The 25,557-nt window shown below is 70.5% G+C and carries 14 protein-coding genes, 1 tRNA gene and 1 rRNA gene; 4 read left to right on the top strand and 12 right to left on the bottom strand.

What is annotated here, in order from left to right; all coding sequences use genetic code 11:
• The first annotated feature begins 111 nt into the window (after nt 1-111).
• The 3 genes from H295_RS0130330 to H295_RS0130320 all read left to right on the top strand — a co-directional run bounded on the left by H295_RS0130330 (nt 112) and on the right by H295_RS0130320 (nt 6,741).
• On the top strand, nt 112-5,016 hold the full coding sequence (locus H295_RS0130330) for an ATP-dependent helicase (protein ID WP_020139100.1): 4,905 nt from the start codon (nt 112-114) through the stop codon (nt 5,014-5,016).
• Nucleotides 5,017-5,092: 76 nt separating this feature from the next.
• On the top strand, nt 5,093-5,944 hold the full coding sequence (locus H295_RS0130325) for an Fpg/Nei family DNA glycosylase (protein WP_020139099.1): 852 nt from the start codon (nt 5,093-5,095) through the stop codon (nt 5,942-5,944).
• Nucleotides 5,945-5,976: 32 nt separating this feature from the next.
• Nucleotides 5,977-6,741, top strand: a complete 765-nt coding sequence (locus tag H295_RS0130320; protein ID WP_020139098.1) for an SDR family NAD(P)-dependent oxidoreductase — start codon at nt 5,977-5,979, stop codon at nt 6,739-6,741.
• Nucleotides 6,742-6,908: 167 nt separating this feature from the next.
• On the opposite strand, the gene H295_RS48085 is transcribed toward H295_RS0130320, so the two are convergent.
• The 9 genes from H295_RS48085 to H295_RS0130280 all read right to left on the bottom strand — a co-directional run bounded on the left by H295_RS48085 (nt 6,909) and on the right by H295_RS0130280 (nt 21,313).
• Entirely contained in the window at nt 6,909-7,208 is a 300-nt protein-coding gene (locus H295_RS48085; protein ID WP_078616787.1) for a hypothetical protein, read from the bottom strand.
• A 269-nt stretch (nt 7,209-7,477) separates the two neighbouring features.
• Complete coding sequence (locus tag H295_RS0130315) at nt 7,478-7,858, bottom strand: helix-turn-helix domain-containing protein (protein WP_007385114.1); 381 nt, start codon at nt 7,856-7,858, stop codon at nt 7,478-7,480.
• A gap of 109 nt (nt 7,859-7,967) precedes the next feature.
• Nucleotides 7,968-8,513 carry a CinA family protein gene (locus H295_RS0130310; protein ID WP_020139097.1) on the bottom strand — a complete coding sequence of 182 codons (546 nt, stop codon included), beginning with the start codon at nt 8,511-8,513 and terminating at the stop codon, nt 7,968-7,970.
• The gene (gene pgsA, locus H295_RS0130305; protein ID WP_020139096.1) at nt 8,510-9,385 is read right to left on the bottom strand and encodes a CDP-diacylglycerol--glycerol-3-phosphate 3-phosphatidyltransferase; all 876 of its coding nucleotides are present in this window, start codon (nt 9,383-9,385) and stop codon (nt 8,510-8,512) included. Before pgsA ends, H295_RS0130310 begins: the two co-directional genes overlap by 4 nt.
• On the bottom strand, nt 9,382-10,875 hold the full coding sequence (rimO, locus tag H295_RS0130300; RefSeq protein WP_078616786.1) for a 30S ribosomal protein S12 methylthiotransferase RimO: 1,494 nt from the start codon (nt 10,873-10,875) through the stop codon (nt 9,382-9,384). The genes pgsA and rimO overlap by 4 nt, the downstream gene beginning before the upstream one ends.
• 92 nt (nt 10,876-10,967) lie before the next feature.
• Complete coding sequence (locus H295_RS0130295) at nt 10,968-11,807, bottom strand: helix-turn-helix domain-containing protein (protein WP_020139094.1); 840 nt, start codon at nt 11,805-11,807, stop codon at nt 10,968-10,970.
• Between the two features lie 245 nt (nt 11,808-12,052).
• Nucleotides 12,053-14,776: a DNA translocase FtsK gene (locus H295_RS0130290; RefSeq protein ID WP_020139093.1), complete on the bottom strand. Its 2,724-nt coding sequence runs from the start codon at nt 14,774-14,776 to the stop codon at nt 12,053-12,055.
• Nucleotides 14,777-14,916: 140 nt separating this feature from the next.
• Complete coding sequence (locus tag H295_RS0130285) at nt 14,917-15,597, bottom strand: response regulator (RefSeq protein ID WP_020139092.1); 681 nt, start codon at nt 15,595-15,597, stop codon at nt 14,917-14,919.
• A 244-nt stretch (nt 15,598-15,841) separates the two neighbouring features.
• Entirely contained in the window at nt 15,842-21,313 is a 5,472-nt protein-coding gene (locus tag H295_RS0130280; protein WP_106960978.1) for a HAMP domain-containing protein, read from the bottom strand.
• A gap of 396 nt (nt 21,314-21,709) precedes the next feature.
• Between H295_RS0130280 and H295_RS0130275 the strand changes: the two genes are divergently transcribed.
• On the top strand, nt 21,710-24,463 hold the full coding sequence (locus H295_RS0130275) for a SpoIIE family protein phosphatase (protein ID WP_020139090.1): 2,754 nt from the start codon (nt 21,710-21,712) through the stop codon (nt 24,461-24,463).
• 47 nt (nt 24,464-24,510) lie between these two features.
• On the opposite strand, the gene H295_RS0130270 is transcribed toward H295_RS0130275, so the two are convergent.
• The 3 genes from H295_RS0130270 to rrf form a co-directional block, all read right to left on the bottom strand.
• Nucleotides 24,511-24,586, bottom strand: a tRNA-Thr gene (locus H295_RS0130270).
• Nucleotides 24,587-24,661: 75 nt separating this feature from the next.
• A complete protein-coding gene (locus H295_RS0130265) occupies nt 24,662-25,324 on the bottom strand; it encodes a DegT/DnrJ/EryC1/StrS family aminotransferase (protein ID WP_020139089.1) in 663 nt (220 codons plus the stop codon).
• A 114-nt stretch (nt 25,325-25,438) separates the two neighbouring features.
• Nucleotides 25,439-25,555, bottom strand: a 5S ribosomal RNA gene (rrf, locus tag H295_RS0130260).
• Nucleotides 25,556-25,557: the final 2 nt, after the last annotated feature.

Here is a 25,557-nt window from a genome sequence, read left to right as displayed (position 1 = left end):
CGCAGGCCCCAGGGGCGCGGGGAACTGCGCCCAAATACGCTCGCCCCCACCCAGCCGCAGACAAACCAGACCGCCGCCCCGATGTCAGTGCCCGGGTGCAGGATGGAACGCATGGTCAGCCCAGCACACCGCGCCCTCGACGCCTTCTCCCCCGCGACCCGCGGCTGGTTCACGGGTGCCTTCGACGCCCCCACCACCGCCCAGGCAGGCGCATGGCAGGCCATCGCAGAAGGCTCGGACGTACTGGTCGTAGCCCCCACCGGCTCCGGCAAGACCCTCGCCGCCTTCCTCGCCGCCCTGGACCAGCTCGCCTCCACACCCCCACCCGCCGACCCCAAGAAGCGCTGCCGGGTCCTCTACGTCTCCCCCCTCAAGGCCCTCGCCATGGACGTGGAGCGCAACCTCCGCAGCCCCCTCACCGGCATCCGCCAGGAATCCGTCCGCCTGGGCCTGCCCGAACCCGAGGTCAAGGTGGGCATCCGCTCGGGCGACACCCCCGCGGCCGAGCGCCGAGCCCTCTCCACCCGTCCCCCGGACATCCTGATCACCACCCCGGAATCCCTGTTCCTGATGCTGACGTCGGCGACCCGCGACGCGCTCACCGGCATCGAGACGGTGATCCTCGACGAGGTCCACGCCGTGGCCGGCACGAAGCGCGGCGCCCACCTGGCCCTCTCCCTGGAGCGCCTGGACGAACTCCTCCCGAAGCCGGCCCGCCGTATCGGGCTGTCCGCGACCGTCCGCCCGGTGGACGAGATCGCCCGCTACCTCTCCCCGAACCGCAAGGTGGAGATCGTCCAGCCGAAGTCGGGCAAGGAGTTCGACCTCTCGGTGGTGGTCCCCGTGGAGGACCTCGCCGAACTCGGCGGCTCCCCGGTCGCCGAGGGCAACGAGGGCGCCGAGCGTCCGTCGATCTGGCCCCACGTGGAGGAGCGCATCGCCGACCTCGTCCAGTCCCACCGCTCCACGATCGTCTTCGCGAACTCCCGCCGCCTCGCCGAGCGCCTCTGCAACCGCCTCAACGAGATCGCCTACGAGCGGGCCACCGGCGAACCCCTGGACGAACACCACGCCCCCGCGGAGCTCATGGGCGGCTCGGGCGCGGCCCAGGGCGCTCCCCCGGTCATCGCCCGGGCCCACCACGGCTCGGTCTCCAAGGAACAGCGCGCCCTGGTCGAAGAGGACCTCAAAGCAGGCCGTCTCCCCGCGGTGGTGGCCACCTCCAGCCTCGAACTCGGCATCGACATGGGCGCGGTGGACCTCGTGGTCCAGGTCGAGTCACCCCCCTCGGTGGCCTCCGGCCTGCAACGCGTCGGCCGCGCGGGCCACCAGGTCGGCGCCGTCTCCACCGGCGTGGTCTTCCCGAAGTACCGCGGCGACCTGGTCCAGGCGGCGGTCGTCACGGAGCGCATGCGGACCGGCTCCATCGAGTCCCTCAAGGTCCCCGCGAATCCCCTGGACGTCCTCGCGCAGCAGCTGGTCGCGATGACCGCGATGGACACCTGGCAGCTCGAGGACCTCCTGGCAACCGTCCGCAGGGCGGCCCCCTTCGCCTCCCTGCCCGAGTCCGCGTTCACCGCGGTCCTGGACATGCTCGCCGGACGCTATCCCTCGGACGCCTTCGCCGAGCTGCGCCCGCGCGTCGTCTGGGACCGCATCGCCGGCACGATCACCGGCCGCCCCGGCGCCCAGCGCCTCGCCGTCACCTCCGGCGGCACCATCCCCGACCGCGGCCTCTTCGGCGTCTTCCTCGCCGGCTCCGACCCCAAGAAGGGCGGCGGAAGGGTCGGTGAGCTGGACGAGGAGATGGTCTACGAGTCGCGCGTGGGGGACGTCTTCACGCTCGGCACCAGCTCCTGGCGCATCGAGGACATCACCCGCGACCGCGTCCTGGTCTCCCCCGCCCCCGGCGTCCCGGGCAGGCTGCCCTTCTGGAAGGGCGACCAACTGGGCCGCCCCCTGGAACTGGGCCGCGCGGTGGGCGCGTTCCTCCGCGAGGTCGGCTCGCTCCCCAAGGACGACGCCCGCCTGCGTCTCCTCACGGCGGGCCTGGACGCCTGGGCGGCCGACAACGTGCTGTCCTACCTCGACGAGCAGCGCGAGGCCTGCGGCCACATCCCGGACGACCGGACGATCGTCGTGGAGCGCTTCCGCGACGAGCTCGGCGACTGGCGGGTCGTCGTCCACTCCCCCTTCGGCGCCCAGGTCCACGCCCCCTGGGCGCTCGCCCTCGGCGCCAAGCTCTCCGAGCGCTACGGCATGGACGCCCAAGTCATGCACGCCGACGACGGCATCGTCCTCAGGCTGCCCGACGCCGACCTGATGAGCCTGGACCTCCTCGACCGGGACCCGGCCGCGATCGGCACGGAGTACGACGCGGAGCGGGCCCCGGTGGGCGCCGCGGACGTCGTCTTCGACAAGGGCGAGGTCGACCAGGTGGTCACCGACCAGGTCGGCGGTTCGGCCCTGTTCGCCTCCCGCTTCCGCGAGTGCGCGGCCCGCGCGCTCCTGCTGCCCCGCCGCAACCCCGGCAGGCGCACCCCGCTGTGGCAGCAGCGCCAGCGCGCCTCCCAGCTGCTCGAGGTGGCGAGCGAGTTCGGCTCGTTCCCGATCGTCCTGGAGGCGGTCCGCGAGTGCCTCCAGGACGTCTTCGACGTGCCGGGCCTCGTGGAGCTGATGGGCGACCTGGAGTCCCGCAAGGTCCGCCTGGTCGAGGTCACCACCCCCGAGCCCTCCCCGTTCGCCCGCTCCCTCCTCTTCGGGTACGTCGCCCAGTTCCTGTACGAGGGCGACTCGCCGCTCGCCGAGCGCCGCGCGGCGGCCCTCTCGCTGGACTCCCGCCTGCTGGCCGAGCTGCTCGGCCAGGCGGAGCTCAGGGAACTGCTCGACGCCGAGGTGCTGACCGAGCTGGAGCGGGAGCTCCAGTGGCTCACCGAGGACCGCCGCGTCAAGGATGCCGAGGGGGTCGCGGACCTCCTCCGCGTCCTCGGCCCGCTCACGGACGCGGAGCTGGCCCAGCGGGGCGCGGAACCGCACTGGGCGCAGGAGCTCGCCCGAGCCCGCCGCGCGATCAGGGTCCGGGTCGCCGGCGCCGACCACTGGGCGGCGATCGAGGACGCGGGCCGCCTGCGCGACGCCCTCGGCACCGCGCTGCCGGTCGGCGTCCCGGAGGCCTTCACCGAGCCCGTCAAGGATCCCCTCGGCGACCTCCTCGCGCGGTACGCCCGCACCCACGGCCCGTTCACCTCGGCAACGGTCGCGGCCCGCTTCGGCCTGGGCACGGCGGTCACCGAGGGCGCCTTGCAGCGGCTCGCCGCGAGCGGCCGCGTCGTACAGGGAGAGTTCCATCCGGCGGGCATCGGCCAGGAGTGGTGCGACGCGACCGTGCTCCGCCGGCTGCGACGCCGCTCCCTGGCCGCCCTGCGCCACGAACTGGAACCGGTGGCGCCCCCGGCCCTCGCCCAGTTCCTCCCGCAGTGGCAGCACATCGGCAAGGGCCACTCCCTGCGGGGCATCGACGGACTGGTGCGCGCGGTCGAGCAGCTCCAGGGCGCGTCCGTGCCCGCCTCCGCCCTGGAAAAGCTCGTCCTGCCGTCCCGCGTCACCAACTACACACCCGCCATGCTCGACGAACTCACCGCCGCCGGGGAGATCGTGTGGGCCGGAGCGGGCGCCCTACCCGGCAAGGACGGCTGGGTCTCCCTCTACCTCGCGGACGCGGCCCCCCTCCTCCTGCCCCCGCCCCACCCCCTGGAGCTGACGGCACTGCACCAGTCCGTCCTGGACGCCCTCGCCGGCGGCTACGGGCTGTTCTTCCGTCAGATCGCCGACCAGGTCCGCGCCACCACCCACCCCGAGGCCACCGACCCTCAACTCGCCGACGCCGTATGGGACCTGGCCTGGTCCGGCCGGCTCACCAACGACACCCTCACCCCCATGCGTTCCCTGCTGGGCTCGGGCCGCACCGCCGGCTCCACCGCCCACCGCGCCAAACGCAGCGTCCCGCGCGGCCGCTACGGCTCCCTCACCGCCTCGGCTCGCAGCGCCTCCCGCACCGGCCCGCCGACGGCAGCGGGCCGCTGGTCACTGCTGCCCCCACGCGAGCCCGACCCGACCGTGCGCGCCCACGCCCTGGCCCGCACCCTCCTCGACCGCCACGGCGTCGTCACCCGCGGAGCGGTCGCGGCGGAGGGCGTCGAGGGCGGCTTCTCGGCGGTGTACCGCATTCTCTCCGCCTTCGAGGACAGCGGCCAGGCCCGCCGCGGTTACGTGGTGGAGGGCCTCGGCGCCGCACAGTTCGCCATGGACGGAGCGGTGGACCGCCTACGAGCCGTCTCCAACGCCCGCGACCGGGGCGAGCCCGTCCCGGCCTCCGCTCCCGGAGGCCCGGGACTCGACGCCCCCGCCGATGCCGGCACCACGCCCGAGGACTTCGACTGGGCGGACGCCTTCGGCCCCTTCGACCCGTCCACCGACCTGGACCCCCAAGCCCCCGACGGTTTCCCCGCACCGGGACGCACACGGCCCTCCCCGGCCTCCCGGGACGAGTACATCTCGCCGCGGGACTACCCGCCGCCCACCCCCGGCTCGAGCTTCCCCCATCGCAGGCACACCACTGCGGACACCTCCCGGGCGGTCGTCCTGGCCGCCGCCGACCCTGCCAACGCCTACGGTGCCGCCCTGCCCTGGCCCGACCCCCCGACCGAGGCCGGCCACAAACCGGGCCGCAAGGCGGGCTCCCTGGTCGTCCTCGTCGACGGCGAGCTCACGCTCTACATGGAGCGAGGCGGCAAGACCCTCCTGGCCTGGCCTTCCACCCCCGACAGCACCCCCACCGACGACCCCCGCCTCCGTACGGCGGCCGAGGCCCTGGCCGCGGCGGCCAAGGCCGGATCCCTGGGCACCGTCACGGTGGAACGCATCAACGGCGCCGCAGCCCTGACGTCCCCCACAGGCACCCTCCTGGAATCAGCAGGCTTCATCGCCACGCCGCGAGGCCTCCGCCTGCGCGCATAGGCCCCCGCCCGACCATGCGCAAAGCCCCCAGGAGTCGCCCCGCCCCGGCGCCCCACCCTCATGCCACCCTTGACCCATGCCCGAAGGAGACACCGTCTGGCAAGCCGCGAGACGCCTGCACGAGGCCCTCGCCGGCAGGCCCCTGACCCGCAGCGACCTGAGAGTCCCGAAGTACGCCACCGCGGACCTCACAGGCCGCCGCGTCCTCGACGTCACCCCCCGCGGCAAACACCTCCTCACCCGCGTGGAAGGCGGCCTCACCCTCCACTCCCACCTCCGCATGGACGGAGCGTGGAAGGTGTACGCCAACGACCAGCGCTGGACCGGCGGCCCCGCCCACCAGATCCGCGCGATCCTGGGCAACACCGACCGCACGGCCGTCGGCTACCGCCTCCCCGTCCTGGAACTCCTCCGCACCGCCGACGAACACAAAGCCGTCGGCCACCTGGGCCCCGAGCTCCTCGGCCCGGACTGGAACCCCGAGCGCGCCCTCGCGAACCTCCTCCAGGACCCCTCCCGCGAACTCGGCGAAGCCCTCCTGGACCAGCGCAACCTCGCCGGCATCGGCAATGTCTACAAGAGCGAGCTCTGTTTCCTGCTCGGTGCCACGCCCTGGCTTCCCGTCGGCGCCCTCCCCGCCGACCGTGCGACCCACCTCCCCGCGCTCGCGAAGAAGCTCCTGGAGGCCAACCGGGACCGCCCGGTCCGCAACACGACCGGCCGCCGCGGCCAGGACCTCTTCGTCTACGGCCGTGCCCCCCGCCCCTGCCTGCGCTGCCGCACCTCCATCCGCGTGGCCGACCAGGGCGACGGCTCTCGCGAACGCCCCACCTACTGGTGCCCCCACTGCCAGACCGGCCCCACCCCGAGCCCCCGGCGCGGAGCACCGAGCGGCCACCCCGGAACCTCACGCCGTACGACCAATTGACGCTCCGTCAGAAACCCTCGTACGGTCGCTCCATGGCCGTCAGCGCGTACGACCTCACCGGACGCACCGCGTTCGTCACCGGCGCCGCGAGCGGCATCGGCCGCGCGTCCGCCGTCCTGCTCGCCCGGGCGGGTGCCACCGTGCACTGCGCGGACCGCGACGAGATGGGGCTGCACGGGACGGCGAGCCTCGTCAAGGAGACCGGCGGAACCGCGCACACGCACCCCCTGGACGTCACCGACCGCGAGCAGCTGCACCGGGCCGTCGCCTCCTGCGGGCACCTCGACATCCTGGCGGCGGTCGCCGGGATCATGCACAGCAGCCCGGTCCTGGAGACACGGGACGAGGACCTCGACCGCGTCCTGAACGTCAACTTCAAGGGTGTCCTGTACGCCTGCCAGGAGGCGGCCCGCGTGATGATCGCGCGCGGAACGCGGGGCAGCATCGTCACGATGGCGTCGGGAGCCGTGGACACCGGCGGCCCCGGCCTGCTCTGCTACGGCGCGGCCAAGGCGGCGGTGGTCCAGCTGACGAAAACCCTGGCCACGGAGGTGGGCCGCTACGGCATCCGGGTCAACGCGGTCGCCCCGGGCTGGATCCGCACCCCGATGACCGACCGCCACGACGAGGAGGCCCAGGCCCACACCGAGGCACTCATGTCCCGCATGTCACCGCTCAAGCGGGTCGGCGAGCCGGAGGACATCGCCCACGCGGTCCTCCACCTGGCCTCGGACGCCTCATCCTTCACCACAGGCCAGATCCTGCGACCGAACGGCGGAGTGGCAATGCCCTGGTGACCACGGCCCCCGCACACCCGCGCGCCGCACCCGTACACCTGCGCGCCGCACCCACACACCCGCGCGCCGCTCCCGGCCGGGCCACCTCAGCTCCCCCCGCCGAAATCCGCCCGCTACCTCTCTCCCGAAGCGCCCTCGCGGCACGGCAACGCCCCCACCAGCGCCGCTCACGGACCCCTCTCCGCCTTACCCGGCCGCACCTCCCCCACAGCCGGCCCCTGACCGCCGCCGTAACGCCGCGCACTCCCCGCCCCCCACGCCCGGCGCCACCGCCCTGCCCCCAGCGCTCCCAGAGCCCGCCCCTTCGGCACGCAGTGGACCGGCAACAGGCTCAACCCCCACCCGCCGGCCGCGACCGCCCCTTCGAGCGCCCCGGCATCGGGTGACAGCAGCAGCCGCGCCACGGCCCACCACCACAGCACCCCGAGCCCGAGAGCCACGCCCCGGCACACTGTCGGCCCCGCCATGCAGCCACCTCCAGCCCGGACGCTAGACCGCCGTCTCACCCACAAGGGAGGGCGCACCCCGGGCACACGGACGCACCGAGACGTCCACCGTCACCGAAGCAGCAACCAAGGCACCCGACAACGCCACCCGCACATCGCTCCAAGATGCACGAAAACCCCGACCCGCGCCTCTCCAGATCCACCGGAGAAGCCCGCTCGGGGCCTCGCACACTTCTTCTCAGCGCGCTGTCGGCACACGCTCACACCGGCGTGAGCGACCAGCCTGAGCGCTACGCCGCGACGACGTCCACCGCTTCGCTGGGCGCCTTGATGGTGACCCGTTCCGGTGGCACACCCTTGACCGAGACGGAACCCAGCATCGGGCGCACCGGCGCCGGTACGGGCTCGCTGGGGGTGGCCGCAGCGGACTGGGCCAGTTCGGCGAGGGCGAGCTCGTCGCTCACTTCCCGCATGAGTTCGGACATCCGTACGTCCAGCGCGTCGCAGATCGCGGAGAGCAGCTCGGAGGAAGCCTCCTTCTGCCCCCGCTCCACCTCGGAGAGATAGCCGAGTGAGACTCGGGCGGACGAGGAGACTTCGCGCAGAGTACGGCCCTGGCGTTGGCGCTGCCGACGCAGCACGTCACCCAGCAGGCGACGGAGCAGAATCATCGGTGGCTCCCTCCTCGGACCGCGTAGCCGCATCCTTCACGCCCCACCGTACCGCCTTGCGCCGCGGCCGTGCGGGGAGCGATGTCGTGTTCACTCAGGGCTGCAAACATCAAAACCCCCCGTTCCGTTCCGTATCCTGTGCCCGCTCATTTCCGGTCTGTTCGCCCGTAAGCTCTTCCAGGAGCAAAGCGAGTACGCTCCGTACACTCTCCATACGAATTTCCGCGCGGTCGCCGTTCAACCGCAGTGCGGTCACTTTCCCGCCACCAGTTGCCGCGGAAGCGCCCCCGGCGGGCCCGTCGACAGCCACGTACACCGTTCCGACGGGCTTGCCGTCCTGCGGTTCCGGGCCGGCGACTCCGGTGGTAGCGATACCCCAGTCGGCACCGAGCGCCTTGCGCACTCCGGCCGCCATCTGGGCCGCGACCTGCGGATCCACCGCCCCGCACTGGTCCAGCAGGGTGGCGTCGACCCCCAGCAGCTCGTGCTTGAGTTCGGTGGCGTAGGCCGTCACCGAGCCCCGGAACGCCTTGGAGGCTCCGGGAGCCGCTGTGATTTCCGCCGCAACCAGCCCACCGGTCAGCGACTCGGCGACCGCGAGCGTCTGTCCGTTCACAGCGAGTAGTCGTACCACCTGGGCGGCCGGGGAATTCACGCTTCCGCCTCCTCCAACGCCGCCTTGCGCTCAGCGATTCCCTGTCTGCGCAGCACGATGGCCTGTCTCACATAGTCGAGCCCGGTCGCGACGGTCAGCACGACCGCCACCGCCATCACCCAGAACCGCGCGGTGGCGAGCCATCCCGTCAGCGCCAGGATGTACATCCCCACGGCGATGCCCTGGCTGAGGGTCTTGAGCTTGCCGCCCCGGCTCGCCGGGATGACGCCGTACCGGATGACGAGGAAACGCAGCAGCGTGATCCCGAGTTCCCTGCCGAGGATGACGATCGTCACCCACCAGGGCAGGTCGCCGAGCGCGGAGAGACAGATCAGCGCAGCCCCCATGATCGCCTTGTCGGCGATGGGGTCGGCGATCTTCCCGAAGTCGGTGACGAGGTTGTAGGTGCGGGCCAGGTGACCGTCGAACAGGTCGGTGATCATGGCGACCGAGAAGGCCGCCCAGGCGAACGACCGCCACGCGGGGTCGTGCCCTCCGTCGGCCAGCATCAGGGCGACGAAGCCGGGCACCAGGACCAGCCGGAGCATGGTCAGCAGATTGGCGATGTTCCAGACGCTGGCCTGGTTGACGGCCGCGGCCGCGATCTTCTTGCCCGGCGAGGGCTTCGTGTCGGAGCTGCCCTCACGGTCCGGGGAGACGTCGGACACGACGGTGGCGCCGGGAGCGACACCCCCACCGGGGACGACACCCGCCCCGGTCGCCACACTCGCCCGCGCCTCGCCCGCCGTACCGGAGACCGCGTCCGAAGGAGTGCCGGGGACCGCGCCGGAGGCGGCACCGGGGACCCCACCCACCGGTCCACCCTTCGCGGCGGAGGGGCCACCTGCGGCGGACGCCGGAACTCCGGTCATCTGCCCGCCTCCTCACTACACGCGAGCGAACCGTCGAGCGGCTCGGCCACCAGGTCGACACCTTCCGTGCCGACCACCTTCGCCTCGACCATACGACCGACGCTCAGACCTTCGCCGCTCGTGAGCAGCACCTGGCCGTCGGTCTCGGGCGCCTGGTGCGCGCCACGGCCGAACACACCCTCGTCGTCGACCGACTCGACCAGCACGTGCACGGTCTCGCCGACACGCTCCTCGGCGCGCTGCGAGACCAGTTCCTCGGCGAGCCGGGACACGCGTGCCAGCCGCTCGGCGACGACGTCCTCGTCCAGCTTGTTCTCGTACGTCGCGGCCTCGGTGCCCTCCTCGTCGGAGTACCCGAAGACACCGATGGCATCCAGACGAGCGCCGTTCAGGAACCGCTCCAGCTCCGCGAGGTCGGCCTCGCTCTCGCCGGGGAAGCCCACGATGAAGTTGGAGCGCACGCCGGCCTCGGGGGCCTTGCCTCGGATGGTGTCGAGGAGTTCCAGGAAGCGGTCGGTGTCGCCGAAGCGGCGCATCGCGCGCAGCACGCCGGGGGCGGAGTGCTGGAAGGACAGGTCGAAGTAGGGCACGACCTTCGGCGTGGAGGTCAGCACGTCGATCAGGCCGGGGCGCATCTCGGCGGGCTGGAGGTAGCTCACGCGCACCCGCTCGAGGCCGTCGACCTCGGCGAGCTCGGGCAGGAGGGACTCGAGCAGGCGGATGTCGCCGAGGTCCTTGCCGTACGACGTGTTGTTCTCGGAGACCAGCATGATCTCCTTGACGCCCTGCTCGGCCAGCCAGCGCGTCTCGTTCAGGACGTCCGAGGGGCGGCGCGAGATGAAGGAGCCGCGGAAGGACGGGATGGCGCAGAAGGAGCAGCGCCGGTCGCAGCCGGAGGCGAGCTTCACCGAGGCGACCGGGGAGCCGTCCAGACGGCGGCGCAGGGGCGCGCGGGGGCCGGAGGCCGGAGCGAGGCCTTCCGGAAGGTCGGTGGGGGCAGGGGCCGCCTCTACGGCGGGACCGTGGCCCGGCAGGGCGACGCCCGCCGCCGACTCCTGGCGCTCGGCGGGGCTGATCGGCAGCAGCTTGCGCCGGTCGCGCGGGGTGTGGGCGGCGTGGATGCCACCGCTGAGGATCGTCTGGAGGCGGTCGGAGATGTCGGCGTAGTCGTCGAAGCCGAGCACGCCGTCGGCCTCCGGGAGGGCCTCGGCGAGGTCCTTGCCGTAGCGCTCGGCCATGCAGCCCACCGCCACGACGGCCTGGGTTCTGCCGTGACCCTTGAGGTCGTTGGCCTCCAGGAGGGCGTCGACGGAGTCCTTCTTGGCGGCCTCGACGAAGCCACAGGTGTTGACGACGGCGACGTCCGCGTCGGCGGCGTCCTCCACGAGATCCCAGCCGTCCGCCTCCAAACGGCCTGCGAGCTCCTCCGAGTCCACCTCGTTACGGGCGCAGCCAAGGGTGACGAGTGCGACGGTACGGCGTTCAGGCATGGGCTCAAGACTACTTCGTCCCACCGACACCCCATGTCGAAGGGGTTGGCCGATCTTGGCCAACCCCTTTGCGACGGAAACCGAACAGATGCCTAGCCGACCTGCGGGTCGCCCTTCGTGTACGTCAGGCGCTCCACGGCGCCGGGCTGCCAGTCGTCGTCGATCTTCTTGCCGTTCACGTACAGCTGGATGGCCCCGGCGTCACCGAGGACGAGGTTGATCTTGTCGCTGTCCTGGAAGGTCTTGGAGTCGCCCTGCTTGAGCAGTCCGTCGAACAGGGTCCGGCCGTTGTGGTCCTTGGCGAGGATCCAGCTCTTGCCGTCAGCGGCGCTGACCTGCACGGTCACCTTGTCCTGGGGTGCCGCCGCGATGGCGCTGTCGGACGGGGTCGGCTTGGGGTTCTTGGGGCTCGCCTGGTCGGACTTGGGAGTCGGGGACTCGCTCGTGGCGGGCGTGGTGCCGTCGGCGACCTGCGTCGTGCCGCCGTCGTCACCGCCCTTGAAGGCGGTGAACCCGACGAAGCCGACCACGGCCACGATCGCGGCGACCATGGCCGCGGTCCAGTTGGGTCCGCGGCGCTCGGGACGGATGCGTTCCGCCTCGAACAGCGGGGCGGCCGGGGTGGGGGCAGGACGTCCACCGCCGTGATCGGCGGCGTACTGGTCCAGCAGCGGAGCCGGATCCAGGTGGACGGCCTTGGCCAGGGTCCGGATGTGACCCCGGGCGTAGACGTCGCCACCGCAGGGAGCGAAGTCGTCCGCCTCGATGGCGTGCACGATGGCGATGCGGACCCTGGTGGCGCTGCTGACGTCGTCGACGGTCAGCCCGGCCGCGATCCGCGCCTGTTTCAGGGCGTGGCCGACGGAGAGGCGGGCTTCCTGCGGGTCGTCTTCGAACGGACGCTCGTCTTCAGGGGAGTTGCCGATGGACACGGGGGCGCCTTTCGAGCGTTTGAGCCACCTGTGCTGAGGGTTCAGTTTAGGGGGGGTACGAAAGGGTGGGGCAACCGGGCGGTAGGACTTTGTACGCCATCGGTATGGCCGGACACACCGATGGTGGAGCAGCAGCTTTTCGCTTCCCTCAACTTGACGTGCGCCGAAGGGAAACGGTTGCTCAATGATCCCTTACGGGTGAGTCACGATCGAACATCGGTGACCGCACCCGTTCCGTGCTCCCCTCAAGCCTCCCCGCGAATCACCGCGAGCACTCCGTCCAGCTCGTCAGCCTTCACAAGAACGTCACGAGCCTTGGATCCCTCGCTCGGCCCGACGATCCCCCGCGACTCCATGAGGTCCATCAGCCGCCCCGCCTTCGCGAACCCGACCCGCAGCTTGCGCTGGAGCATGGACGTCGACCCGAACTGCGTGGAGACGACCAGCTCGGCCGCCTGGCACAGCAGGTCGAGGTCGTCGCCGATCTCCTCGTCGATCTCCTTCTTCTGCTTGGTCCCCACGACGACGTCGTCCCGGAAGACCGGCGCCATCTGGTCCTTGCAGTGCTGGACGATCGCCGCGACCTCGTCCTCGGTCACGAAGGCGCCCTGCATACGGGTGGGCTTGTTGGCGCCCATCGGCAGGAAGAGCCCGTCGCCCTTGCCGATCAGCTTCTCCGCGCCGGGCTGGTCGAGGATGACCCGCGAGTCGGCGAGCGAGGAGGTGGCGAAGGCGAGCCTCGACGGCACGTTCGCCTTGATCAGACCGGTGACGACATCCACCGACGGCCGCTGCGTGGCGAGCACCAGGTGGATGCCGGCCGCGCGCGCGAGCTGCGTGATGCGCACGATCGCGTCCTCGACGTCCCTGGGCGCGACCATCATCAGGTCGGCGAGCTCGTCGACGATCACCAGCAGATAGGGGTACGGCTGGAGCTCGCGCTCACTGCCCTCGGGCAGCTTGACCTTGCCGTTCCTGATGGCCTCGTTGAAGTCGTCGATGTGCCGGAACCCGTACGCCGCCAGGTCGTCGTAGCGCAGGTCCATCTCGCGTACGACCCACTGGAGCGCCTCGGCGGCCCGCTTCGGGTTGGTGATGATCGGCGTGATGAGGTGCGGGATGCCCTCGTAGGCCGTCAGTTCCACGCGCTTGGGGTCGACGAGGACCATGCGCACGTCCTCGGGGGTCGCGCGCACCATGATGGAAGTGATCAAGCAGTTGATGCACGACGACTTACCGGAACCGGTGGCTCCGGCGACGAGCACGTGCGGCATCTTCGCCAGGTTGGCCATGACATAGCCGCCCTCGACGTCCTTGCCGAGCGCGACCAGCATGGGGTGGTCGTCCTCGGCGGCCGCCGCGAGCCGCAGCACGTCACCGAGGTTGACCATCTCCCGGTCGGTGTTGGGGATCTCGATGCCGACGGCGGACTTGCCGGGGATCGGCGAGATGATCCGCACGTCCGGGCTGGCGACGGCGTACGCGATGTTCTTGGCCAGCGCGGTGATCCGCTCGACCTTCACGGCGGGTCCGAGCTCGACCTCGTAGCGCGTGACCGTCGGCCCGCGGGTGAAGCCGGTGACGGCGGCGTCGACCTTGAACTCCGTGAAGACGTTCGTCAGCGACGCGACTATGGCGTCGTTGGCCGCACTGCGCGCCTTGCCCGGGCCGCCGCGCTCCAGGAGGTCCAGCGAGGGCAACGAGTAGGTGATGTCGCCCGACAGCTGGAGCTGCTCCGCGCGCGCGGGCAGCTCGCTCGGCGCCTCGGGAGCGGGCTTGGTGAGGTCGGCGACCTCGACCTTGAGCTTCTCCTGCTTGGGCTTCGCCTCCTGCTTGGGCCGCGCGGCCGGGACCGGGGTGGGCACCGGCGTCGTCTCCACCCGGTCCCCCACGCTCACCCCCTGGGTGAGGTCGGCGACCAGCGGCGACGGCGGCAGACCGTGCATGACGACGCCGTCCAGGTCCGCGGCGGCGGCCGCGGCGATGTCCACGGCGTCCATCTGCCGGTCCATCGCGGGCTGCGGCACCGCAGAGCGCCTGGGCCGCCCGCGACGCTGCGAGAGCGCTTCCTGCTCCGCGCCGTCGGGGTCGTACGACTCGGGTGCGGGACCGCGCCTGCGACCACGCGCGGGCAGCGCCTCGCGCCACTGCTCGTCGTAGCGCTCGTCGTCGTCACCGAACTCGTCCACCACCGGCTCATGCACGATCCCGAGCCGCACCCCGAGCTCCCGCAGCCGTCGCGGGATGGCGTTGACGGGGGTGGCGGTGACCACGAGCAGGCCGAAGACGGTCAGCAGCACCAGCAGCGGTACGGCCAGGACGTCACCCATGGTGTACGTCAGCGGGGTCGCCGCTCCCCAGCCGATGAGACCGCCGGCGTCCCTTATGGCCTGCATGCCGGCGCTGCGGGCCGGCGAGCCGCAGGCGATGTGGACCTGGCCGAGCACACCGATGACGAGCGCCGACAGACCGATCACGATCCGGCCGTTGGCCTCGGGCTTCTCGGGGTGCCGGATGAAACGGACGGCGACGACCGCGAGCAGTATCGGTACGAGGAGGTCGAGGCGGCCGAAGGCACCGGTCACGATGATCTCGACGAGGTCGCCGACCGGGCCCCGCAGGTTCGACCAGGTACCGGCGGCGACGATCAGGCCGAGTCCGAGCAGCAGGAGGGCCACGCCGTCCTTCCGGTGCGCAGGGTCGAGGTTCTTGGCACCCTGCCCTATGCCGCGGAACACCGCGCCGACGGCATGCGCAAGGCCGAGCCAGAGAGCCCGGACGAGCCGGAGGACGCCACCGGTGGGGCTGGGCGCGGGCCTCGGCGGCACGGCCTTCTTCGCGGGGGCCTTCCTGGCGGGCGCCTTCTTCGCCGGGGCCCTCTTGGCGGCCGCCTTCTTCGCCGGACCCTTCGCGGGAGCGGCAGCCTTCTTGGCGGGCTGCTTCTTGGCTGCGGAGGGACGTGAGGCCATAGGTGTGAGATTACCGGTGGAGAAGGCAACGGACACGTGTGCCCGGTGCTTCACCCGTTCGTGTCGCTTCTGAAGAAGCGCGGAACTGACGCACGCTTGTGGAGCCGGTGAATTGACGGATGCTCACCGGCGATCCCGCGTCAGTTCTGCGAGGACACCGACGGAGAGGGCCCGGTTCCGGGCTCCAGCGCGTCCAGTGCCCGCCGCAACCCCGTGAGTTTGCGTTCGAGATGGGCCGCTGTGGCCACCGCGGCCGCGTCCGCCGACTCGTCGTCGAGTTGCTTGGACAGCGCCTCCGCCTGCTCCTCGACCGCCGCCAGCCGCGCGGACAGCTCGGCGAGCAGACCGGCCGGCTCCTTGGCGTCTCCGGCCGCGGCCTTGCCGCCGCCCTCCAACTGGAGCCGCAGCAGCGCCGCCTGCTCACGCAGCTGGCAGTTCTTCATGTAGAGCTCGACGAACACCGAGACCTTCGCGCGCAGCACCCACGGGTCGAACGGCTTGGAGATGTAGTCCACCGCGCCGGCCGCGTAGCCACGGAAGGTGTGGTGCGGGCCGTGGTTGATCGCGGTGAGGAAGATGATCGGGATGTCGCGGGTCCGCTCCCGCCGTTTGATGTGCGCCGCGGTCTCGAAGCCGTCCATGCCCGGCATCTGGACGTCCAGCAGAATCACTGCGAAGTCGTCCGTGAGCAGCGCTTTGAGCGCTTCCTCCCCGGACGATGCCCGCACCAGTGTCTGATCGAGCGCGGAGAGGATGGCCTCCAGCGCCAGCAGATTCTCCGGCCGGTCATCGACCAGGAGGATCTTGGCCTTCTGCACCATGGCCCGCCCTCCTCGCCCCGGATGTGCACCGGGTGCCGCCCCTGGGGACGACTCCCTTTCGCCGCCCGTCCTTGTGCCGGTCATCGTAGCCGCACCCTGTCTGTCGCCACACCCTGTCACCGCGATGTCACTGTGCACACAGCACAAACGAAGCGGGAGACCAGAAGGTTCCCCGAATCCCGCAGTTCTACACGGCGTCGGACACACTCGGTCAGCAACTCCGCGTGAACTTCGCCGAATCCCATCACTCTCCCCGCATCCACTGTTGCATCACCGACAGCAGATGATCGGGATCGACCGGCTTGGTCACGTAGTCGGAGGCTCCCGACTCCAGCGCCTTCTCCCGGTCCCCCTTCATGGCCTTCGCGGTCAGCGCGATGATGGGCAGCCCGGCGAACTGCGGCATCCTGCGGATCGCCGTCGTGGTCGCGTACCCGTCCATCTCCGGCATCATGATGTCCATCAGGACGACCGCCACGTCCTCGTGCTGCTCCAGCACCTCGATGCCCTCACGGCCGTTCTCCGCGTAGAGCACGGACAGTCCGTGCTGTTCGAGGACGCTGGTGAGCGCGAACACGTTGCGGATGTCGTCGTCGACGATCAGCACCTTCTCCCCGCCGAACCGGATGCCCCGGCGCGGCTGCGGCGCGGACTGGTGCTCCACCGCCGACCACTGGTCCGGCTGCCCGATCCGCTGCTCCAGGGCGGGCGCGGTCCGGCGGCGGCGCCGGAACAGCGCCGCGGCGCCGTTCTGCGTCTCCTGGTACGACCTCACCTCGGCCGGCGTCTCCACCCCGGCCCCGGACATGCCGTTCTCCGACGTGGACGCCACGAGGTCGCCGGCCTCCAGGGCGGGCATGGACTGCTGGTAGCCCTGGGGCGGCAGTTCACTTGGGTGCAGCGGCAGATACAGCGTGAACGTCGATCCGCGTCCCGGCTCGCTCTGCGCGTGGATCTCACCGCCGAGCAGCTGCGCGATCTCCCGCGAGATCGACAGTCCAAGACCGGTACCGCCGTACTTGCGGCTGGTCGTGCCGTCGGCCTGCTTGAACGCCTCGAAGATCACCCGCATCTTGCTGGCCGCGATCCCGATGCCGGTGTCCGTCACCGAGAACGCGATCAGGTCGGCGTCCGCGTCCCGCAGCGAACCGGCCTCCAGCAACTGCTCCCGGATCGCCACCGGCACATCCCTCCCGGCGGGCCGGATGACCAGCTCGACGGCCCCGGAGTCGGTGAACTTCACCGCGTTGGACAGCAGGTTGCGCAGCACCTGGAGCAGGCGCTGCTCGTCGGTGTGCAGCGTGGCGGGCAGCTCGGGCGAGACCCGTACCGACAGGTCGAGCCCCTTCTCCGCGGTCAGCGGCCGGAAGGTGGCCTCCACGTAGTCCACGAGCTGCACGAGCGCGATCCGCGTCGGGGAGACGTCCATCTTGCCCGCCTCGACCTTCGACAGGTCGAGGATGTCGTTGATCAGCTGGAGCAGGTCGGAACCCGCCCCGTGGATCGTCTCGGCGAACTCGACCTGCTTCGGGGTGAGGTTGGAGTCTGCGTTGTCGGCGAGCAGCTTGGCGAGGATCAGCAGCGAGTTGAGCGGCGTCCGCAGCTCGTGGGACATGTTGGCCAGGAACTCGCTCTTGTACCGCATCGACACGGCGAGTTGCTCGGCACGCTCCTCCAGGACCTGCCGCGCCTCCTCGATCTCGGTGTTCTTCACCTCGATGTCGCGGTTCTGCTGGGCCAGCAGCTCGGCCTTCTCCTCCAGTTCGGCGTTGGACGCCTGGAGGGCCTTCTGCCGGTTCTCCAACTCGGCCGACCGCTCCCTGAGTTGCTCGGTCAGCTCCTGCGACTGCTTCAGCAGCACCTCCGTCTTGGTGTTGACGGAGATGGTGTTGACGCTGGTCGCGATCATCTCGGCGATCTGGTTGAGGAAGTCCTTCTGGATCTGCGTAAAGGGTGTGAAGGAAGCCAGCTCGATGACTCCGAGCACCTTCCCCTCGAACAGCACCGGGAGGACGATCACTTGCGCGGGCGGCGCCTCTCCGAGACCGGAGGAGATCTTCAGGTAGCCGCTGGGCGCGTTCTCCACCAGGATCGTGCGCTTCTCCTCGGCGGCCGTCCCGATGAGCGCCTCACCCGGCCGGAACGACGTCGGCATGGAGCCCATCGAGTAGCCGTACGACCCGAGCATCCGCAGCTCGTACTGGTCGTCGCTGTCGGCCGCGAGGTCCTTGCCGTCGAGCAGCGGCATGGCGACGAAGAACGCGCCGTGCTGTGCGGACACCACCGGCGTCAGCTCGCTCATGATCAGCGAGGCGACGTCCTCCAGGTCACGGCGGCCCTGCATGAGCGCCGAGATACGGGCCAGGTTGCCCTTGAGCCAGTCCTGCTCCTTGTTGGCGATCGTGGTGTCGCGCAGGTTGGCGATCATCTTGTTGATGTAGTCCTGGAGCTCCTGGATCTCACCGGACGCGTCCACGTCGATCTTAAGGTTCAGGTCGCCCCGGGTCACCGCGGTCGCCACGCGCGCGATGGCGCGTACCTGGCGAGTAAGGTTTCCTGCCATTTCGTTCACGGACTCGGTGAGGTCGCGCCAGGTGCCGTCGACGTCCCGCACCCGTGCCTGACCGCCGAGCTGGCCCTCGGTGCCCACCTCGCGGGCGACCCGGGTGACCTCCTCGGCGAAGGAGGACAGCTGGTCGACCATCGTGTTGATCGTGGTCTTCAGCTCCAGGATCTCGCCCCGGGCGTCGATGTCGATCTTCTTCGTCAGGTCACCCTTGGCGATGGCCGTGGTCACCATGGCGATGTTCCGCACCTGACCGGTCAGGTTGGACGCCATCTGGTTCACGGACTCGGTGAGGTCCTTCCAGGTGCCGGCCACGCCGGGCACCCGTGCCTGGCCGCCCAGGATGCCGTCCGTGCCCACCTCGCGGGCCACCTTGGTGACCTGGTCGGCGAACGAACTCAGCGTCTTCACCATGGTGTTGAAGGTGTCGGCGAGCTGGGCGACCTCACCGCGCGCCTCGATGGTCACCGTCCGCGTGAGGTCACCGTTGGCGACCGCGTTGGCGACCTGGGAGATGTTGCGCACCTGCATGGTCAGGTTGTTGGCCATCAGGTTCACGTTGTCACTGAGGTCCTTCCAGATGCCCGTGACACCCGGAACCCGTGCCTGGCCGCCCAGCTGGCCCTCGGTGCCCACCTCGCGGGCCACCCGGGTCACCTGCTCGGCGAAGGACGACAGCTGGTCGACCATCGTGTTGACGGTGGTGACGAGCTCGAGGATCTCGCCCTTGGCGTCGACGGTGATCTTCTTGGAGAGGTCACCCTTGGCGACGGCGGTCGTGACCTCGGCGATGTTGCGCACCTGGATGGTCAGGTTGTTCGCCATGAAGTTCACGGACTGCGTGAGGTCCTTCCAGGTGCCGGAGACTCCCTGCACCTCGGCCTGGCCGCCCAGGATGCCCTCGGTGCCCACCTCGCGGGCCACCCGCGTCACCTGGTCGGCGAAGCTGGAGAGCTGGTCCACCATCGTGTTGAGGGTGTTCTTCAGCTCCAGGATCTCGCCCCGGGCATCCACGTCGATCTTCTGCGACAGGTCACCCCGGGCCACCGCGGTGGCCACCTGGGCGATGTTCCGCACCTGGGCAGTAAGGTTTCCTGCCATTCCGTTCACGGAGTCGGTCAGGTCCCGCCACACACCGGCCACGCCGGGCACCTGCGCCTGGCCGCCGAGACGGCCCTCGGTGCCCACGTCACGGGCCACGCGGGTCACCTGGTCGGCGAAGGCGGAGAGCTGGTCGACCATCGTGTTGATGGTGTTCTTCAGCTCCAGGATCTCGCCCCGGGCGTCCACGTCGATCTTCTGGGAGAGGTCACCGCGGGCCACCGCGGTCGTCACCTGGGCGATCTGCCGCACCTGCGAGGTGAGGTTGCCACCCATGAAGTTGACGGAGTCCGTGAGTTCCTTCCAGGTCCCGGAGACCCCCGGCACCACGGCCTGACCGCCCAGACGCCCCTCGGTGCCCACGTCACGGGCCATCCGCGTCACCTGGTCGGCGAAGGCGGACAGCTGGTCCACCATCGTGTTCACGGTGTTCTTCAGCTGGAGCATCTCGCCGGAGACGTCCACGGTGACCTTCTGCGACAGGTCTCCGTTGGCCACCGCCGTCGTCACCTGGGCGATGTTCCGCACCTGACCGGTGAGGTTCCTGAACGCCGTGTTGACGGAGTCGGTGAGGTCCTTCCAGGTTCCGGCGGCCCCGGGGACCTGGGCCTGACCGCCCAGCTCACCCTCGACGCCGATCTCGCGCGCCACACGCGTGACCTCGGCACCGAACGCGGACAGCTGGTCCACCATCCCGTTGACGGTGTTCTTCAGCTCCAGCATCTCGCCGGCCACGTCGACGGTGACCTTCTGCGACAGGTCACCGTTGGCCACCGCCGTCGTCACGGCGGCGATGTCCCGCACCTGTGTGGTGAGGTTCCGGAAGACCGTGTTCACCGAATCGGTGAGGTCCTTCCACGTCCCCGCCGCACCCGGCACGTTCGCCTGCCCGCCGAGCTGCCCCTCGGCGCCGACCTCGTTGGCCACACGCGTGACCTCGTCCGCGAAGATCCGCAGCGTCTCGGTCATCTGGTTGATCGTGTCGGCGAGCTGTGCGACCTCGCCGCGTGCGGAGACCGTCACCTTCTGCGACAGGTCACCGCTGGCGACCGCCGTCGTCACCTGAGCGATCCCGCGCACCTGGGCAGTAAGGTTTCCTGCCATCAGGTTCACCGAATCGGTGAGGTCCTTCCACACACCGGCCACACCCGGCACCTGCGCCTGGCCGCCCAGCTCGCCCTCGACACCCACCTCACGCGCGACGCGGGTCACCTCGGACGAGAAGGACGACAGCTGGTCCACCATCGTGTTGACGGTGTTCTTCAGCTCCAGCATCTCGCCGGCCACATGCACCGTGACCTTGCGGGACAGGTCACCCTTGGCGACCGCCGTCGTCACCAGGGCGATGTCCCGCACCTGGGCCGTCAGCCGGTACGCCATCGTGTTGACGGACTCGGTCAGGTCCTTCCAGGAACCCGACATGCCCCGCACACGCGCCTGGCCGCCGAGCTTGCCCTCGGTACCGACCTCGCTGGCCACGCGGGTGACCTCGTCGGTGAAGGTCGACAGCTGATCGACAAGGTTGTTTACAGTCCGCCCGACCTTCAGGAACTCCCCGCGCAGCGGATGCCCCGTGCCGTCCGGCGCCTGGGTCCTGAGCTCCATGCGGGGCGAGAGGTCACCCTCCGCGACCGCCGAGAGCACCCGGCCGACCTCGGAGACCGGCCGTACGAGATCGTCCACCAACGCGTTGGAGGCATCGATGGCGGACGCCCAGGAGCCCTCGCAGGCGCCTGTTTCCAGCCTTTCCGTGAGCTTGCCCTCACGGCCCACCATGCGCCGCACCCGCGACAGCTCACCCGTCAGATGCAGATTGCGGTCGGCCACCTCGTTGAAAACAGCCGCGATCTCCGACATCGGGCCGTCGCCGGACACCGTGAGCCTCTTGCGGAAGTTCCCGTCCCGCATGGACACCAGAGCGGCCAGCAGCCGGTTCAGGGCAGCCGTGTCCACCGTGGTGGTGCCATTGCTCGGTTTGCGCTGGTTGCTCGGGGACTGTCCGCCTTTCGCGCGCGTCTTAGTGCCCCGCGTCGCTGCGCCAGACTCCACTGTGTCCCTCCCGCAGGGGTCGACCGTTACTGCTGTGCTCGGGTGGTGCCGCGCGGCATACCGGTTGCTGCCGCGCACTCCTGCTTACTACAGCGATATCTCAACCGGGCGAACAAAGCCGCACTACGGGCTGCTGCCCGTCTCACGCGGACGGCACTCGGCCTGCCCGAACCTTCTTCAGGAGCCTGCCCAGTGTTTCACCCAGGTTGAACCCGGCCATAACAGTTCGGCAGCTTCGCACATCGTCCGCACACCCTCCGGACGGAAACACTGCAGACCGGCATCCGCACAGCCGTCGAAGGTAAGTAACCTTGCATGCGGCTGTCCAGCCGAGCCGGTCCGTCCGGCCTGGGCGGTGGCACGAGCACGAGCGGGCATCGGAGGGCGGCCGCACACATGACCACCGGACTGGTCCCCGGGGGACAGAACCCGGACCCCCGGCCGACGGGCGGCCTGCCGCAGCAGCGGCACCACCCGGTCGGCCAGGCAGCCCTGCACGTCGACAACCGGTCGAGGAGTTCTGTGATCACCGCGCGCGCGGCCGCCAGCTTCGAGCCTGTCGGGCGATCGGTAGCGACCGCCCGCTCCTTCGTCCGGGACACCCTCCAGGGCTGGGGCTTCGCCGACATCGTCGACGACGCGGTGGTCCTGACCAGCGAACTCGTCACCAACGCGGTGGTCCACGCAGGCACCTCCGCGGACGTTCTGTGTCTGCGCAGTGACGAGGGCGTACGGATCGAGGTCGCCGACCGCTACCCCGAGCGCGAGATCCCCCTCCAGGGCCAGGCCGTCAACATGGGCAACCTGGACCGCGAGGGCGGCCGCGGCCTCCAGCTCTGCGCCGCGCTCGCCAGCCGCTGGGGCGTCGAGTACACCCCCACCCAGAAACAGGTGTGGTTCCGCCTCGACCTGCCAGAACGCCCGGTCGGCACCCGTACGGCCGGTCCGTCGCTGCCCGCCGACCTCCTCCCGCTGGCCGACGGCCGCGTCCGCGTCGCCGTGGTCCAGATCGACCGCACGTGCGCCATCACTTCCTGGAACGAGGACGCCGAGGAGCTCTTCGGCTACCCCGCCGAACAAGTGATCGGCAAGCCCCTCACCGACCTCGCGGCCTGGCCGCACACCCCCGGCACCGGCACCGGCATTGCCGAGGCCCTGCGGCTCTCGCGCTGGGAGGGCAGTTACGGCATCAGGGCCGCCAACGGCCGCGTCACCTCGGTGTACGCCTCCCACCTGCGCGTTCGTGACTCCGGCGGCGAGCCCTCCACGGTCTGCCTGCTGGTCCGCGACCACGAACGGGCCGTACTCCAGACCCCGTTGCGCGTCGCGGCCTCGGACACGACCACGTCCCCCGACGGCCAGAACACCGACCCGTTCGAGGTGTTCATCGGCTCCCCCGCCCCCGACGACCTCGACGGCCTCCTCCAGCGCACGGTCGAACGCGCCCGGGACATGCTCGACGGCGACTCCGCCTTCCTGCTCCTCGCGACCGACGACGAGACGGAACTGGAGGTCCGCGCCTCGACCGGCCTGCCGTCCGCGCGCCAGCGCTTCGCGCGCGTGCCCGTCGAGGCGGGCCCCGGCCGCTACGGCTCCGCCCGCATGCCGGCCGTCCACGACGACCTGTCGGCCGTACCGGGCGCCGTACCGCTCCTCAGCGGCACCGGAATGCGCTCGGTCGTCACCGTGCCGCTGAAGGTCGAAGGCCGCCTCACCGGCTCCCTCGGCGTGGCCGCGGAAGCCCCCGGCAGATACTCGAACGAAGAGGCCCTGCGCCTGCAATTCGCCGCCGACCGCATCGCGTTGGCCGTCGAGTCGGCCCGCCTGGGCGAGCTGGAACGCCTGCGCCGCGGCTCCCTGAGCTTCCTCGTCGAGGCCTCCGACCTCCTCGCCGGCACCCTGGACCGCGACCAGACACTGGCACTGATGGCCCAGATGACCGTCCCGACCCTGGCCACCTGGTGCGCCGTCTACACGATCGCCGACCAGGCCTCGGAGCCCTATCTGTCGTACGTCCTGCACGAGGACGAGGAACTCATCGACGGCATCAAGTCGTTGCTGTCGAAGGTCCAGCCGCCGGACCCGGTCCCCACGCCCGGCGCCCGCGTCTGGTCGGCCCCCGGCGAGGCCGCCCACCAGGCGGCGCTGCGCAGCTCCATGCGCAGCCTCGGCCTCAGCGGCGGCCAGACCCACCAGCTCGCCTCCGGAATCGGCCCCACGCTCGCCACGGCCTCCGCGGTGGGCGGCGAGACCGTCGTCCTCCCCCTGGTCGCCCGCAACCGCGTCATCGGCATGCTGACCCTCGGCAAGCCCACCGACGAACACTTCCGCCAGGAAATCCTGGAACTGGCCGAGGACTTGAGCCGCCGGGCCGCCCTCGCCCTGGACAACGCCCGCCTCTACTCCGAGCGCACGGCGATCAGCCAGTCCCTCCAGCGCAGCCTCCTGCCCCCGGAACTCCCCGAGATCGACGGCGTCGAGGTCGAGGTCATCTACCGCGCGGCCGGCGAGGGCAACGAGGTCGGCGGTGACTTCTACGACCTCTTCCCCATCAGCGACGGCGCCTACGGGTTCGCCATCGGCGACGTCTGCGGCACGGGCCCGAACGCGGCGGCGGTGACGGGCCTCGCCCGCCACGCCCTCCGCCTGCTGGCCCGCGAGGGCCTGAGCGGCCCGGCGGTCCTGGAGCGCCTGAACTCCGCCATCCTCGACGAGGGCGCCCGCAGCCGCTTCCTGACCCTCCTCTACGGCGAGTTGTGGCCCCAGGAGGACGGCAGCGCCCGCCTGAAGGTCGTCTGCGCCGGCCACCCGCTCCCGCTCCGCCTGCGCCAGGACGGCACCGTCGAACCGGCGGCCGAGCCCCAGCCGCTCCTGGGCGTCATGGAGGACCTGGAGCTCTACGAGGAGACAGTCACCCTCGACCCGGGCGATGTGCTCCTCTGCGTCACCGACGGCGTCACCGAACGCCGGGAAGGCACCCGCATGCTGGGCGACGACGGCCTCGCCGACGTCCTGACCACCTGCACGGGCCTGACGGCCGGTGCGGTGGCGGCCCGCATCATGCGCGCGGTCGAGCGCTTCGCCTCCGACGCCCCGTCCGACGACATGGCGATTCTGGCGATGCGTGTCCCGGGCCTCCACAAGGACTGAGAGAAAGCACGAAAAAGGCCCCGCCCGAATGGGCGGGGCCTTTTGGCTGGAGCCCCCTAACGGAATCGAACCGTTGACCTTCTCCTTACCATGGAGACGCTCTGCCGACTGAGCTAAGGGGGCCTGTCGCCTTTTCGAGGTTTCCCTCGCGGCAACGGAATAGATCATACCCCGAACAGACCCGTGCTCCCAACTCGCTCAGAACGCAGGCTGAAGCAGTCCCCCGAGCGCATTGCACGCGGCCACGACCCGCTGCATGTCCCGCTTGGTCAACGAGGCGTCCACCGGCAGGGCGAGCGTCTCGTCGGCGGCCCGCTCGGTCTCCGGCAGCGACACACAGCGCCGGAACTCCGGCAGCCGGTGCACGGGCGTCTTCACCGGCACCCGACAGTCAACTCCCTTGCCCCGCAAGGCCCGAGCGAAGGCGTCCCGATCCGGCCGCCCGTTCCCCGGCACCCGCACCACGTACTGCTGATACGTGTGCCCGTCGCCACCGTCAGGCGTACGCACCCCGCGCAACTTCCCGTCCAGGTAGCAGGCCCGCTCCCGCCGCTGCGCGACCTCGTCGTACGGCGCCTCGGACTCGCCTTCCTGGAGAACGAGCAGCCCGTGCCGTTGCCCGACCTCGAGCAGCCGCCGCATATCGGCGGGCCGACCGAAGCGGTGCACGACAACGACGGCCGCCGTCCGCGGAGTTACGGCCGCTTCGACAGCGGACGCGTCAAGGCAGTAGGTCGACGGATGTATGTCCGCGAACACCGGAAGCGCACCCGCGAGTGTCACCGCCTCGGCGACCTCGACGTTCCCGAAGGCCGGTACGACGACCTCGTCACCGACTCCGACGCCGGCGGCCCTGAGCATTGCAGCAGTACCCATGCTTCGGATGGTGATTGCGCAACGTGAACTTCAAGTGACGCACAACAAAAAAGGGTTGGACCCCGAACCGAAGTTCAGGATCCAACCCTTTGAATGATTGTTCGGCGGTGTCCTACTCTCCCACAGGGTCCCCCCTGCAGTACCATCGGCGCTGTAAGGCTTAGCTTCCGGGTTCGGAATGTAACCGGGCGTTTCCCTCACGCTATGACCACCGAAAC

It is taken from the genome of Streptomyces sp. 351MFTsu5.1, from assembly GCF_000383655.1.
In the GTDB taxonomy this organism is placed as follows: Bacteria; Actinomycetota; Actinomycetes; order Streptomycetales; family Streptomycetaceae; genus Streptomyces; species Streptomyces griseorubiginosus.
This window is presented reverse-complemented; position numbering and strand designations above follow the sequence as displayed.

What these genes read in the sequence shown, in the direction of transcription:
- rimO (WP_078616786.1), bottom strand. Translation starts at nt 10,875, where the DNA reads ATGCCTGAACGCCGTACCGTCGCACTCGTCACCCTTGGCTGCGCCCGT.
- H295_RS0130330 (WP_020139100.1), top strand. Translation starts at nt 112, where the DNA reads ATGGTCAGCCCAGCACACCGCGCCCTCGACGCCTTCTCCCCCGCGACC.
- H295_RS0130275 (WP_020139090.1), top strand. Translation starts at nt 21,710, where the DNA reads ATGACCACCGGACTGGTCCCCGGGGGACAGAACCCGGACCCCCGGCCG.
- pgsA (WP_020139096.1), bottom strand. Translation starts at nt 9,385, where the DNA reads ATGACCGGAGTTCCGGCGTCCGCCGCAGGTGGCCCCTCCGCCGCGAAG.
- H295_RS0130285 (WP_020139092.1), bottom strand. Translation starts at nt 15,597, where the DNA reads ATGGTGCAGAAGGCCAAGATCCTCCTGGTCGATGACCGGCCGGAGAAT.
- H295_RS0130325 (WP_020139099.1), top strand. Translation starts at nt 5,093, where the DNA reads ATGCCCGAAGGAGACACCGTCTGGCAAGCCGCGAGACGCCTGCACGAG.
- H295_RS0130320 (WP_020139098.1), top strand. Translation starts at nt 5,977, where the DNA reads ATGGCCGTCAGCGCGTACGACCTCACCGGACGCACCGCGTTCGTCACC.
- H295_RS0130315 (WP_007385114.1), bottom strand. Translation starts at nt 7,858, where the DNA reads ATGATTCTGCTCCGTCGCCTGCTGGGTGACGTGCTGCGTCGGCAGCGC.
- H295_RS0130265 (WP_020139089.1), bottom strand. Translation starts at nt 25,324, where the DNA reads ATGCTCAGGGCCGCCGGCGTCGGAGTCGGTGACGAGGTCGTCGTACCG.
- H295_RS0130290 (WP_020139093.1), bottom strand. Translation starts at nt 14,776, where the DNA reads ATGGCCTCACGTCCCTCCGCAGCCAAGAAGCAGCCCGCCAAGAAGGCT.
- H295_RS48085 (WP_078616787.1), bottom strand. Translation starts at nt 7,208, where the DNA reads ATGGCGGGGCCGACAGTGTGCCGGGGCGTGGCTCTCGGGCTCGGGGTG.